At 57.7% G+C, this 13,347-nt stretch carries 8 protein-coding genes and 1 pseudogene; 8 read left to right on the top strand and 1 reads right to left on the bottom strand.

All coding sequences use genetic code 11. The features are described from left to right. Positions 1-112: 112 nt before the first annotated feature. The gene (locus JTY93_RS06455; RefSeq protein WP_205478793.1) at positions 113-640 is read right to left on the bottom strand and encodes a DUF4142 domain-containing protein; all 528 of its coding nucleotides are present in this window, start codon (positions 638-640) and stop codon (positions 113-115) included. A gap of 283 nt (positions 641-923) precedes the next feature. Between JTY93_RS06455 and JTY93_RS06450 the strand changes: the two genes are divergently transcribed. The 8 genes and pseudogenes from JTY93_RS06450 to JTY93_RS06415 all read left to right on the top strand — a co-directional run bounded on the left by JTY93_RS06450 (position 924) and on the right by JTY93_RS06415 (position 13,235). Then, positions 924-2,180, top strand: coding sequence for an EAL domain-containing response regulator (locus JTY93_RS06450; protein ID WP_240357273.1), 1,257 nt, complete (start codon positions 924-926; stop codon positions 2,178-2,180). 141 nt (positions 2,181-2,321) lie between these two features. Further along, positions 2,322-2,948 carry a response regulator transcription factor gene (locus JTY93_RS06445; RefSeq protein ID WP_205478795.1) on the top strand — a complete coding sequence of 209 codons (627 nt, stop codon included), beginning with the start codon at positions 2,322-2,324 and terminating at the stop codon, positions 2,946-2,948. Continuing rightward, positions 2,948-6,589, top strand: a complete 3,642-nt coding sequence (locus JTY93_RS06440) for a transporter substrate-binding domain-containing protein (protein WP_205478797.1) — start codon at positions 2,948-2,950, stop codon at positions 6,587-6,589. The genes JTY93_RS06445 and JTY93_RS06440 overlap by 1 nt, the downstream gene beginning before the upstream one ends. A gap of 144 nt (positions 6,590-6,733) precedes the next feature. Beyond that, positions 6,734-7,940 (top strand): annotated as a pseudogene (locus tag JTY93_RS06435) (ISL3 family transposase). A gap of 218 nt (positions 7,941-8,158) precedes the next feature. After that, positions 8,159-8,701, top strand: a complete 543-nt coding sequence (locus tag JTY93_RS06430) for a fimbrial protein (protein WP_169999458.1) — start codon at positions 8,159-8,161, stop codon at positions 8,699-8,701. 61 nt (positions 8,702-8,762) lie between these two features. Beyond that, positions 8,763-9,503, top strand: coding sequence for a fimbria/pilus periplasmic chaperone (locus tag JTY93_RS06425; protein WP_205478976.1), 741 nt, complete (start codon positions 8,763-8,765; stop codon positions 9,501-9,503). Positions 9,504-9,537: 34 nt separating this feature from the next. Next, positions 9,538-12,135 carry a fimbria/pilus outer membrane usher protein gene (locus JTY93_RS06420; RefSeq protein ID WP_311136233.1) on the top strand — a complete coding sequence of 866 codons (2,598 nt, stop codon included), beginning with the start codon at positions 9,538-9,540 and terminating at the stop codon, positions 12,133-12,135. Then, positions 12,135-13,235 carry a fimbrial protein gene (locus JTY93_RS06415; protein ID WP_205478959.1) on the top strand — a complete coding sequence of 367 codons (1,101 nt, stop codon included), beginning with the start codon at positions 12,135-12,137 and terminating at the stop codon, positions 13,233-13,235. The genes JTY93_RS06420 and JTY93_RS06415 overlap by 1 nt, the downstream gene beginning before the upstream one ends. Positions 13,236-13,347: the final 112 nt, after the last annotated feature.

Genomic DNA, 13,347 nt, shown 5'->3' with positions numbered 1-13,347 from the left:
TCGGCCCGGGCATGGGTTCGACCCGCACGGTTGACCCGCTGAACGCTCACACACCGTAAAAAAACGGCGGTTGGAATCAATCCAACCGCCGCTCTCAAGAAAGCACCCACCATCAACCGTCGCCGCGACGGCTCTTGCCGTAGGACGAAGCCAGCGCACGGGCTTTTTCCAGACGGGTTTCCAGTTTGGGCAGGGTTTCATCTACCAGCGCCTTGATTTCTGGCACATCCGACGCCGCGCCTTGCTGCTTGAACAGCGCGATTGCATCTTCGTTGGCCTTGACCTGCTGGGCCGTGTAGGCGGCGTCAAAAGAGTCGCCATCGGTCAACTCAGGCATCAGGCTTTCGGCCTTGTCGACGATCTTGTCGCGAGGCGCCACCGGCAAGTCGAGTTTTTTCGCAATGGCCGCCAAATGCTGATTGGCCAGGGTCCGTTCGTTGATGACCTCGATGGTGTAGTCCTTGATTTCCTGGGACGAGGTCTTGGCGTGGGCCATGCGGCTGGTTTCGATATCGGCCATGCCCTTGGCCGAGGCTTGCTCGATGAATTCGGCAGGCCCTTGGGCGAAAGCATTGCTGGCGCCGAGGCCCAGCAGCATCGCGAAAGTGGCGGTGCGTAACCGGATAGCCATGCGGCTCATGATGGGTTCCTCCAGGTAATAAATACATGCCGGGGAACGAGCCCCGTCCTGAATCTGAATTTTCAGGGCGGCAAAGGTTTAGAAAAAACTCGCTAGTGCGACGAACGGTCGTATGGACTCAGGAGGTTTTACTGCCCAGCAAGCCCCAAGTCAGCAACTCGGCCCGGCTCGACAGCAACGCAGTGAATGTGGCCCAGTATGCCAACGGCAGGAAGCTTCCTCGGGGCCCCTCTAGGAAACTTCCTACAAATCGACAGGACACTTCCTTTTCAAGTTCGGACTATTGCTAGTCATTATCACCGCCTTCGCTCCTGCATGGCAGTTGATAGGCATGGCTCCGCCCCGCATCCTCGTTTTGGAAAGCCAACGATTCAAACGCAGCGTTCTGATCAAGATGCTTGATCGGCTGGGCTTGCCAGCTGTGCTTCAGGCTTGTGACGGCGAACACGCCATGGCGCAATTGCAGGCGGGCGGCGGGGTCGACATCGTGCTCTGTGACGTAGCAGACAGGAGCCTTGACTGCCTGGAGTTCCTGCAGCGCGCCAGACAGGCAGGCTTAGCGCGTGCGGTTGTCTTTTGCAGTGAGTTACATCCCGCGTTACGCCGGGCGGTGGTCCATATGCATTGTCTTTCCGGTCTGCAAGTGTTGGGTGTGTTGACTCAGCCATTGCAGTTGCGCGCCCTGCGGCAGTTATTGCGCGGTTATTGCCGACGGCATATGCCATCGGTAAGTCCGTCGCTCTCCAAAGCATTACCCTCTGAGCAGGAGATTCACCAAGGCTTGGCATTGGGTGAGTTTCGTGCCTGGTTTCAGCCTAAATTCATGCTAGGCACCGGGCGCCTCGCGGGTGTGGAGGTGTTGGCACGCTGGGAGCATCCAACCAGGGGCGTGCTATTGCCGGCGGAGTTTCTGGCTGCCGTTATGGCCTACGATTTGATCGACCAGATGTTCATACAACTTCTTGAGCAAGGCATGAGCCTTCTGGGGGTTTTGCGCCGTCAGCAGACTCAGCTTGAACTGGCGTTTAACCTGCATGCCTCGCAATTGCTCAACAACGAGTTGATGGGGCATATCCAGCAGGCGTTGCTGCGCCATGGCCTTCCCGGCTCCACGTTGTTGTTCGAACTGGCGGAGAACGGCTTACTGGATATCTCACCGCGAATCCAGGAAAACCTGCTTCGTCTACGGATGCTCGGCTGCGGCTTAGCCATTGATGATTTTGGCATGGGCTTTTCATCGCTCAAACTGCTCTGCCAACTGCCCTTCAATCAACTTAAACTCGACGGCGAGTTCGTTCGCCATATTGGCGAACCGCTCAGTCGGGCCATGGTCGCCAGTACGTTGGCATTGGCTCGCTCGCTGGACATGAGCTTGGTGATCGAAGGCATTGGCACTCAGCGCGCCCATGAGGGTGTATTGGCCCTGGGATGTGAAATCGGGCAGGGATTTTACCTGGCCCGGCCAATGGCGGGCCATCGGTTGCTGGTGTGGCTTGAAACACACCTTGCCGGTCAGCGCGCGGGGCTGGATAACGCCTGAGATATTCCGGATATTCTCTACACTTGAATCGAGCTCGTGTATTTTGAGCTTCGTATCGAACGATCACTTTTTCCACTGTTTTATTTACGCGACGGGCGTATGCACCATCGGCGCATTCCGGTGTGTCTCGCAGAGGTAGTTATGTTTAAAGCGTTAGTTGTGGACGATCACCCTTTTATTCGATCTTCGGTCAAAATGCTCTTGAAACAGGAGCATTTCGACGTCGTTGCCGAAGCCGACAACGGGGCAGACGCGGTGCAGATGGCGCGCGAGCACGAACCCGACCTGATCGTTCTGGATATCGCCATGCCCAAGTTGGACGGGCTGGAAGTCATTGCGCGCATCTGCGCACTGGGCCTCAAGTGTAAGATCCTGGTTCTGACCTCCCAATCGCCGCTGTTCTACTCAATGCGTTGCATGAAAGCCGGTGCCGCCGGCTATATCTCCAAGACCAATGACCTGAATGAACTGATTAAAGCGATCAAGGCGGTTATGGACGGATATACTTTCTTCCCCAACTTGGCCAACAGTTCGGTGCGCCGCAGTGATGTCGAAACCACCGACTTGGAATTGATCCAGAGCCTCTCTGATCGTGAACTGACGATTTTGCAACAGTTGTCCCAAGGGTTGAGCAACAAGGAAATCGGTGACGCCATGCTGCTAAGTAACAAGACCGTCAGCACTTATAAAACGCGCTTGATCGAAAAGCTCAATGTCAAGTCTGTGGTCTACCTCGCTGACTTTGCTAAACGTAATAACCTGATCTGATGAACCTGTTCTTACGTAAGTGGATAGCGCTACTGGTACTTGGCATTGCGCTGAACGGTACGGTCCTGGCGGACTCGCCGGTTGGCACTTTCCAAGTGCTGGGCCGCTCCGGTGTCGATGGTTACCATGCTGTGCTTACCGAGGCTGACTGGAGCTGGCTGCGCAGCAAGAATGTATTGGTCCTTGGCGATTCCAGCCCCGACTATGCGCCCATGGGCATGGTCAACAATGGTCGGGACTATGAAGGTGTGACGGCTGATTACGCGCAGCTATTGAGTGAACTATTGCGCGTCCAGGTGCAGGTACGCCGATATGCCACGCGTGCCGAGGTGATCGACGGGCTCAAGCGCGGGGAGGTGGATTTTCTGGGCATCGCAAACGGCTATGAGGCCGCCGATGCCGGCCTGTTGCTGTCGACCGCCTATGCCGAAGACATGCCGGCATTAGTGACACGATTGGGCGAGAGCCAGGCACTGTCCCCTGACCTGGCGGGCAAGAAAATCGCGATGCAGTATCACTACCTTTCACCCGAAGCGGTAAAGACGTTTTACCCCAAGGCTACCTTGCAACTGTTTCCCTCCACCTTGAGTGCCATCGGTGCGGTGGCCTTCGGCAGCGCCGACGTGTACCTGGGCGACGCCCTCAGCGCTAATTTTCTGATCAACAAGAATTATTTGAACAATGTGCAGTTGGCTGACTTCTCCCAAATAGAAGCCAGCAACTTCTCGTTTGCTATGACCCACGACAATACGCGGATACAACGCGTGCTCAATAGCGCGCTGGCGGCGATTCCGATCAGCGAACGCATGAATATCCAGCGACGCTGGAGTGCCGGTGGCAGCAGTATGCCCGGGCGTACTGCATTGCACTTCAGCGCCAGTGAACAACGTTGGATGGATGCGCATCCGTCGGTGCGGGTAGCAGTTGACGACAGTTTCTTGCCGCTGTCGTTCTTCAATGAAGAGGGCGAGTTTCGCGGTATCAGTGCCGATGTGCTTGCGAAGGTTTCACTGCGCACCGGTTTGAAGTTCGAAGTGCAGCGTGCGGTTTCAGTGTCCGACATGGTTGATAAAGTGCGTGCGAATGAGGCCGACCTGCTGATTACGCTTACGCCAAGTACTTTGCGCGAGGGGGTGCTGCGCTTTACCCGGCCCTACCTGAACACCCCGTATGTGTTGGTCAGTGGCACCTCCCCCTCTAGCCCGAGCACTCTGGACGAGATGGCGGGCAAACGGCTGGCAGTGATACATGGCAATCCGGTACGGGACCTGGTGATCGAGAACTACCCAAGTATTAAGCTGGTGGAGGCGCGTAACGCCCAGGAAGTGATGGCGCTGGTTGCCGATGGCAAGGCGGACGCGGGAGTCAATTCGTTGATCATCGCCCGCTACATGATCGCGCGCGATCACCGGGAGCAGCTACGCATCACCAGCACCGTGGGCACGCAACTGGCACGCACGGCGTTCGCCACCTCTCGCGGTTCCCTTGAGCTGTATTCGATCCTGGAAAAAGCCTTGCTCAGCATCCCGCCCGAAGAGCTGGATGAAGTCACCAACCGCTGGCGCAGCGACATTGCCGTGGATGACAGCTACTGGCTTCGCAACCGCACGGTGATCCTTCAGGGGTTCGCCCTGGCAGCCTTGCTGTTGCTGGTGGCAATGGTGTGGATCGCTTACCTACGCAGGCTGATGCACACGCGCAGGCAGGCCGAAATTGCCCTGAGTGATCAATTAGAGTTCATGCGCGTGCTGATCGATGGCACGCCGCACCCCATCTATGTGCGTGATCGCCAAGCGAAGTTGGTGGTGTGTAACAGCGGCTACCTGAGTGTCTTTGGCGTCGAACGCGAAGCTGTAATCGGCAAGACTGTGATGGCCGGCGTACTCAGTAACCCCAGCGAGGCCGCTAGCTACCATGAGGACTATTTGCAGGTCATGGAAGAAGGCGTTCCCTGTGTGCAGGACCGTTGCCTGACGATGGGCTCGGGCCAGGTCCTGATGATCTACCACTGGATGTTGCCGTACCGAGGCAGTGACGGTGAAGTCAACGGAATGATTGGGGGCTGGATCGATATCAGCGAACGCCAGCACTTGCTGGAGGCCTTGCGTGAGGCCAAGGAGCATGCCGACGATGCCAGTCGCGCCAAGACCACCTTCCTGGCGACCATGAGCCACGAAATCCGCACACCAATGAACGCGATCATCGGTATGTTGGAGCTGGCGCAAAAAAAAGCCGATCAAGGTTACATGGACCGAGTTTCCATCGAGGTGGCCTCCAACGCTGCCCACGGGCTGCTGGACCTGATAGGTGACATCCTCGACATCGCGCGCATCGAGTCTGGGCGACTGTCCCTGGCGCCGGAGCGGGCCAATCTGCTGGTGCTGGTCGAGTCAGTGGCACGCATCTTCGAGGGCTTGGCACGGCAAAAGCAACTACGGCTGATCCTTGACCTGGACGCCACGCTCAACTGCCAGGTCCTAGTGGACCCGCTGCGCTTCAAGCAGGTCGTCTCCAACTTGCTGAGTAACGCCATCAAGTTTACAGCGGTGGGGCAAGTACGATTAAGCATCAGCGCGGAGCCGAGCCGCAATGATGAGCGCTTGGCGCTTTGCCTGAGGGTAGAGGACAGCGGCAGTGGTATTTCCGTTGACGACCAACAACGCTTGTTTAACCCGTTCAGCCAGGCCAGCAACCACGCGCAGGCGGCTCGCAGTGGCTCGGGCCTGGGGCTGATGATCAGTCGTACTCTGTGCGAAATGATGGGCGGCACCCTGACCTTGAGCAGTGTGTTAGGGCAAGGCACTCAGGTGGAGGTCCGTATCGCTTTGCCAACCCTACTGCCGGTTGATGAGCCCGCACCATCCTCAGCATTGGCGACTCAACCGGTCCAGGTACTCAATATATTGGTGATCGACGATTACCCAGCCAATCGCTTGTTGCTGACCCAGCAACTGAGTTTTCTCGGGCACCAGGTAAGCGACGCCGCAGACGGCGCCCATGGCCTGCGTGCCTGGCGCAGTCAGCATTTCGATGTGGTGATTACCGACTGCAGCATGCCGATCATGAACGGTTACGAACTGGCACGGGCCATACGTGATGAAGAGCGCAGCAATGGGATTGCACCAGGGATGATTCTCGGCTTGACCGCCAACGCCCAACCTGAAGAGAAGGACCGCTGCCTGGAGGCGGGCATGGATGACTGCCTGTTCAAGCCGATCAGCCTCAACGACCTCAATGCTCGATTGGCGTCCCTGATACCCGCCAACGCGGTCGCTCCCTTAGAGCAAGAGACGCCGCCACCGACCATCGACGGCATCGACTTGACCAGCCTGATACACCTGAGTCGTGGTGATGACGCTGCTATCAGAAACCTGTTGCAAGACCTGGCAACCAGCAATGAACAGGATATGGCGCAACTGATCCGGTTGTTTACCCAGCATGACCTGAGCGGCTTGAGTGATCTGGCACATCGCGTCAAAGGCGGTGCGAGGATTATCCAGGCGCATGCCTTGATCGAATGTTGCGAGGCGCTGGAGGCCGGCTGCAAAGGGTTGAACTCCGCAGTCCTGACTGACGCGGTCGATGCGCTGCAGCAAGCGATGGAACAACTGGGGCAGCGGCTGGAGATCTTCTTGGCCTGATACTCACTGCACCTTGAAAAAGCCGCCTCCACGATGCGGCTTTTTTATGGTTCTTCACGGAATCCCGGGAAACACAGAAACAAGAACGCCGATTTGATTGATGATGTTCGTGCGAGCAAACACATCTAACAAACCGGCGTTCTTATGCGCGATATTAATACTTTCCTTCCCTTTTGGGAGGGCTTTTCTATCGTCACGATCAAGCCTGATGGTGACGACCTCCAGATCGATCTGACACCCAACGCCAACCGATTCCCGTCCTGTGGCGTGTGCCAGAAACCCTGTTCAGCCACGCATGAGTATTGCAAGCGAGTCATTCGCGATTTGCCCATTCTCGGTCACGCAGTTCGCCTGAACGTTTTGCTCCGGCGCGTTGGTTGTCGCGACTGTGGCAAACGCATGGAAGCTGTCAGTTGGTTGGATCGCTATGCCCGCATGACGCGGCGTCTGGCAGAGGCGGTCATTCAAGCCTGTGAGCGTCTTCCCACGCTACACGTGGCGCAGATGTTCGGACTGCATTGGGACACCGTTCGGTTGCTAGAGCGTCGAGCCTTGCAAGCGGCATTAAGTGCCCTGCCGAAGGCGCAACCGCGACGTCTGGTGATGGATGAGTTCGCGCTGTTCAAAGGTCATCGTTACGCGAGTGTGGTGCTGGATGCGGATACGCGGCGGGTGCTGTGGATCGGCGAAGGCCGCAGCCGGGCGGCGGTCAGACCCTTTTTCGAAGAACTGGGGCCAGAGGGTTGTGCTCGAATCGAAGCGGTGGCGATGGACATGAACACGGCCTTTGATCTGGAAGTTCGCCAACATTGTCCAAAAGCGCGAGTGATCTATGACCTGTTCCACGTGGTGGCCAAATATGGCCGAGAGGTGATTGATCGAGTCCGTGTCGATGAAGCTAACCGGCTACGTCATGACAAGCCCGCTCGAAAGGTCATCAAACAAGCGCGATGGCTGTTGCTACGCAACCCGGAGAACCTGAAAAAAGCCGGAGCAGCAGGTTCACTTGCATGATTTGCTGGCGGCCAATCAATCGTTGATGACGGTCTACTTGATGAAGGCTGAACTCAAAACGCTGTGGTCGCCGAGTACTGCCTGGGACTGGAGATCGGCCTGGAAGCAATGGTTGCGTCACGCCCATGAAAGCGAGATACCTGCTCTGATCCAGTTCGCCAAAAGGCTGAAAAACTACTGGAGAGGCGTCATAAGCCGAGTTCGCTGGCCGATGCACACGGGGCAGTTGGAAGGAATAAACAACCGAATAAAGGTCATCAAGCGCATGGCGTACGGCTACCGGGACAGCGAATTCTTTTTCATGAAGATCAAGAGCGTCTTTCCCGGTAATCCGTGAAGAACCTTTTTTATTGGGCAGGTGGCAAGAGTCAAAATTCCGCTAGGAATTTTCCTACAAACCGCAGGGATGGATACTACTTGGGTGATCTGCTCCTCAAGGGAAGATGTATCTGTCGCACAAGACATGTGTTGTGTTAGTTGCTCACCCGCTTCGGCGTTTAGCAGCCCAACAAGGCTTGGCGATGGTGTTCATAACCTTCCCTTTGGAGCTGTACCATGAAAGTTCAAGCACTCACCCTCGCTGCTCTGTTTTGCGCAACCGGCGCCCAGTTCGCCACTGCGGCTGATGGCACCATCAATTTTGCCGGCGAACTGCTCAACCAGACCTGCACCATCTCCGTTGGCGGTGTGGTCAGCCCAGCTGTCGCCACCGTCACGCTGCCGACCATTTCCAACAGTTTGCTCGACACTGCCGGCAAGACCGAAGGCCGTACGGGCTTCGATGTCACGCTCAGTGGTTGCACCGGTACGGCAACCACCGCAGCCGCATTCTTCAACTCTGGCTCAACTGTTGATCCTGCCACCGGTAACCTGAACAACACGACCGGCACCGCCACACTCGTTCAGTTGCAACTGATCGACGCCGTGACCGGTAACGCCATTCAGGCAGGCAACACCAACCAGAAGACCAACACCACGCGTAACACCCTGGCTTCCGGCGGCGTGCGTATGGACTACGCCGTGCAGTACTTCGCCACCGGCGCAGCCACCCCTGGCACCGTACTCAGTTCTGTGACCTACAACATCGACTACCAGTAAGCCGCTTTCACGTCGGCGCACCGTGATCCGGTACGCCGATGTTTGCCAGGTGAGGAGTGTTATGTCTCGCGTGAAGAATGTTCGTTTCAGTGCCTGCTTGATCCTGGCCTCACTGGTCTGCTCCCAGGCCATGGCCGGAGTAGTGATCACAGGGACTCGACTGGTATACCCAGCCAGCCAGAAAGAAATTACCGTCAAGCTCAACAACAACGGAATGAAGCCGGCCCTGGTGCAAGCCTGGGTCGACACTGGGGATGTGCAGTCCAGTCCCACCAGCTCCAAGGCGCCGTTTGTGCTATCGCCGCCCGTCTCCCGTATCGATCCAAACAAAGGCCAGAGCCTGCGCTTGATGTTCACTGGTGCGCCGTTGCCTGCCAGTAAAGAATCAGTGTTCTGGTTCAACATTCTGGAGATCCCACCCAAGGCCGAAGGCCCGATGGAAATGAATGTGCTGCAAATGGCCTTTCGGTCCCGGATCAAGATTTTCTACCGCCCCGACGGCCTTCCAGGTTCGCCCAGCGACGCGCCACAACAGGTGCAATGGAAAGTGATTGCCGACGGTGCGGGTTATGCCTTGCAAGCTTTCAACCCAACGGTCTACCACGTGTCGTTGGTGGAGCTGGCCTTAGTCGCGGGTACCCAGCGTTACGAGGCTGACGGCGGCATGGTCGGTCCGGGCGAAAGCACCCTGTTCACCTTGCCGGCGCTCAAGTCTGTGCCGGGCGCTTCGGCACAGGTCGAGTTCAACGCCATTAACGATTACGGTGCACTGGTGCCGACCAAGCAACCGCTTAAGCCCTGATCGTCACGCGATCGTTCCTGCGCACGAGTACCTTATGACGACTATTCCACGCCTGGGCGATTGCCCGCAGGTGCAACCTCGCTTTGCCCTCAATCCAGTGACAGCGATGATCGTCAAGGCCCTGGCACTGTTGCCGGGCGCGATGGTCGCGCAAGGGGCATGGGCCGAAGACGTGCAGTTCAACGACGCCTTTTTGCCTGAAGACTCCCGCAGCCTGGACCTGACCCAATACGAGAAAGGCAACCCGGTGCTGCCTGGCGAATATCGGGCAGACATGGCGATCAACGGCAAGTTGGTGACTCGTCAGGATATTCGTATTAATGCTGCTGAGGACGGGAGCGACCCGGTGGTCTGCTTCAACCCAAGCATGTTGGAACTGCTGGGTGTGGACATGCACAAGCTGTCGCCTGAAGCCATGGCAAGCCTGGAAAGCGGGGCGCCGTGCCTGGACATTGGCCAGTTGATCGACAGCGCCACGGCCAGCTTTTCGCCGTCCACCCAGTTACTGGACATCAGCATTCCGCAAATCGCCCTGCGCCGGGATGCCAGGGGCTATGTCAGCCCGGAACTGTGGGACCGGGGCGTCACTGCCGGCACCCTTAGCTACACCTTCAACGGCAACCACAACAGAACCGACTTCGGCAACTACGACTCGGCTTACCTGGGGCTGAACGCCGGCTTGAACCTGGGTGACTGGCGCTTGCGACATAACGGCTCGATGAGCTGGCAGAAGGAAACAGGGCAGGACTACCAGACCCTCAATACCTACGCGCAGCGTGACGTCACCAGCTTGCGCAGCCAACTGACTGTGGGCGAGTCCAATACCAGTGGCGAGATCTTCGACACCCTGGCGTATCGCGGTGTGCAGCTGGGTACGGACGATCGCATGTTGCCTGAATCCCAGCGCGGTTATGCGCCGGTGATTCGCGGTATTGCCCGCACCGGTGCACGGGTAGCAGTCCGCCAGGCCGGTAATCTGCTCTATGAAACCACCGTGGCGCCAGGCGCCTTTGTGATTGATGACCTGTATTCCACCGGCTACGGCGGCGACCTGGACGTGACGGTCTATGAAGCCGACGGCAGTGAACAGCGTTTTATCGTGCCTTACGCCGCCGCCGCACAACTGCTGCGCCCTGGCACTTCACGCTACAGCCTCACGGCCGGTGAGACCCGCAACAACTTCACCTCGAACCAGGCAAGGTTGGTGCAGGGCACCTACCAGTTGGGTTTGAGCAATATCTTCACCGGTTACACCGGCGCACAAGGCAGCGACGATTACCGCTCGCTGCTGGGCGGCCTGGCATTCAGTACGCCGATCGGCGCGGTATCGATAGACGTCACCCAGGCGCAGACCCAATTCAAAAGCGGCCAGGACAGCGGCCAAAGCGTACGCATGAGTTACAGCAAAAATATTATCAGCACCGGCAGTAACTTTGCCGTGGCCGCCACGCGGTTCTCCACAGAAAAATACCTGGATTTCAGCAATGCAACGTTACTGCTGGATGCTGAGCGCAATGGTATCGACACCAGCTTCTACGCTCGCCCACGCAGCCGGTTGTCGCTGACCGCCAACCAGAGCCTTGGGCCTTGGGGCCAAGTGGCGTTCAGCGGTTTCTCACAAGACTACTGGAACCAGCCGGGTCGGGATGTGCAGTACCAATTCAGCTACAACAAGCAGGTTGGGCGGGTCAGCTATGGCGTGAGTGCCAACCGCAGTCGGGTCGGCTTAGGGGAGATGGATAACAGCCTGCTGTTCACTATGAGCATGCCGCTGGAGTTTGGCTCCTCGACCAACCAACCCCAATTGTCGACGCGCTTACTGCGCGATACCAACAGCCAGTACAGCGAACAAGCGACCCTCAGCGGCACTGCCGGCGAGGATCGCCAGTACAGCTACAGCCTGACCGGTGGCCATGAAGGCGCTACCGGCTCCAACAGTACGTCGGTCAATGGTCAATACACCGGTTCCAAAGCCTTGGTCGGCGCGACAGTCAGCCGTGGCGAGGGTTATGACAGCCTGTCCCTGAATGCCAGCGGCAGCGTGGTCGCCCACCCCAACGGGGTGACGTTCACGCCATATCGCGGCGAAACCTTGGCGGTGGTCACGGCCGAAGGCGCTGAAGGGGCCAAAGTGGTCGGCTTTCCTGGCCTCAAGCTCGATGGCCGTGGCAATGCCGTGGTGCCGTACCTGCGCCCTTATGAGTTGAACGAAGTGGCCATTGACCCGTTGGGCACCTCGTTGAACATCGAGCTCAATGAAACCAGCCAACAAGTGGCGCCGCGCGCCGGTGCGGTGGTGGCCCTCAAGTACGGCACTCGCAATGGCCAGGCACTTTTACTCAATGTGACCCTCGGCGATGGCAGCCCATTGCCGTTCGGTGCCAGCGTGATGGATGACCGTGGTGTGTCGGTGGGCGTGGTCGCTCAGGGCGGTCAGTTGTATGCCCGAGTCAAGGAGGATGCCCGCAGACTCTTGATCAACTGGGGTAATCAGGCCGGTCAACAGTGTGCATTGCCATTACCTCCCGGCACCAACGACGGCAAGCAACTACGGCAGGTAGATGCCGTGTGTGCGGTCGTTCAATCTGATAATCGCGTTGCTTCTGTAAATAGCGCTCAGGAGAAAAGGTGATGAAAGCTATACAGGTGTTGAAAGCGGGTGCGGCATTGGCGGGGCTATGGCTGGCGGCAGGGGCCGCGTTTGCTAACTGCAACATCAACGCCGGCTCGACCAAGATGGTACGGACCCAACCACTGCTTGGGGGGAATCTGACGGTTGGGCGTGACGTGCCGCTGGGAGCAGAGATCTATAGGCAAACCTTCACCCCCGTTAGCGGACTCGTTGTGGGCTGCACTGCGGGGCTATACAGCATCGAGACCAAGCGCTCGCTGTCGTCCACGCCGTTACCCTTGGCCAATTGGACGGGTACGCCCTTCCCGGGAAAGATCTATGAAACGGGCGTCAAGGGGATTGGTGTCGCGATCTGGTATGGCCCCAATGCCATGCCAACGTCTAGCTTCGGAACCAATTGCGGTGGCGGAACAAACTTTTGTAACTGGAATATCAGCTCCACGTTGGTCTTTGACCTCTCGTTTATCAAGATCGGAGACGTGAGTGCGGGCACGATCCAAGGCGCTTTATTGCCTACGATGGTGCAAAGCTTCATAAGCTCTAACACCGTCGAGATCGAACAGGTCAACTTTTCCGGAAGTATGAATATCGTTTCGCGCACCTGCTCGACACCGGACGTCAACGTGCCGATGGGCAGTCATATGCTCAGTGAGTTCTCCGGGCCTAACACTTTTACGCAGTGGAAGGATTTTTCAATCGCTCTGAACAATTGCCCGGCCTTCAACGGGTATTACCAGGCGAGCGGCCCGCGTTGGGCCAGTGACGGAACCGTCAGCAACCTCGACTCGCGCAAGAATAACGTGCTGCAAGTACGCCTGGATCCGACCCGCACGCCTCTCAATGCGTCGCTGGGCATCCTGAGCCTCAACCCCAGCGCGCCAGGCGATGATCCCGCCGCCACAGGGGTGGGCGTGCAAGTGGCAGATAGTCACGGAACGCCACTGCCGCTGTCCACCCTGCGTGCCAGTGGCATCACCACGCGCGCCGAAGAAGGTGCCAGCTACAGCATCCCGCTGAAGGCTCGGTACCTTCAGACCGAAAGCAGCATTACCGCCGGCCCGGCAAATGCCACGGCCACGTTCACCATCAATTACTACTGAGCCCCTGGGCGGATGCTCGGAAATTTCCTACAGGATTTTGGGTGTTTTCACGCGAATTGCTTCGATCAATTACGCACACTCCTCCCCTCCCATTAGCAAGCGAGAGAGCCGT

Origin of the sequence: Pseudomonas hygromyciniae (assembly GCF_016925675.1) — a bacterium.
Lineage (GTDB): Bacteria > Pseudomonadota > Gammaproteobacteria > Pseudomonadales > Pseudomonadaceae > Aquipseudomonas > Aquipseudomonas hygromyciniae.
Note: the sequence above shows the minus strand (reverse complement) of the source record. Positions and strands in the feature narration are given on the sequence as shown.

Coding starts and splice junctions, on each gene's coding strand:
- JTY93_RS06455 (WP_205478793.1), bottom strand. CDS start 640: ATGAGCCGCATGGCTATCCGGTTACGCACCGCCACTTTCGCGATGCTG.
- JTY93_RS06445 (WP_205478795.1), top strand. CDS start 2,322: ATGTTTAAAGCGTTAGTTGTGGACGATCACCCTTTTATTCGATCTTCG.
- JTY93_RS06440 (WP_205478797.1), top strand. CDS start 2,948: ATGAACCTGTTCTTACGTAAGTGGATAGCGCTACTGGTACTTGGCATT.
- JTY93_RS06430 (WP_169999458.1), top strand. CDS start 8,159: ATGAAAGTTCAAGCACTCACCCTCGCTGCTCTGTTTTGCGCAACCGGC.
- JTY93_RS06425 (WP_205478976.1), top strand. CDS start 8,763: ATGTCTCGCGTGAAGAATGTTCGTTTCAGTGCCTGCTTGATCCTGGCC.
- JTY93_RS06420 (WP_311136233.1), top strand. CDS start 9,538: ATGACGACTATTCCACGCCTGGGCGATTGCCCGCAGGTGCAACCTCGC.
- JTY93_RS06415 (WP_205478959.1), top strand. CDS start 12,135: ATGAAAGCTATACAGGTGTTGAAAGCGGGTGCGGCATTGGCGGGGCTA.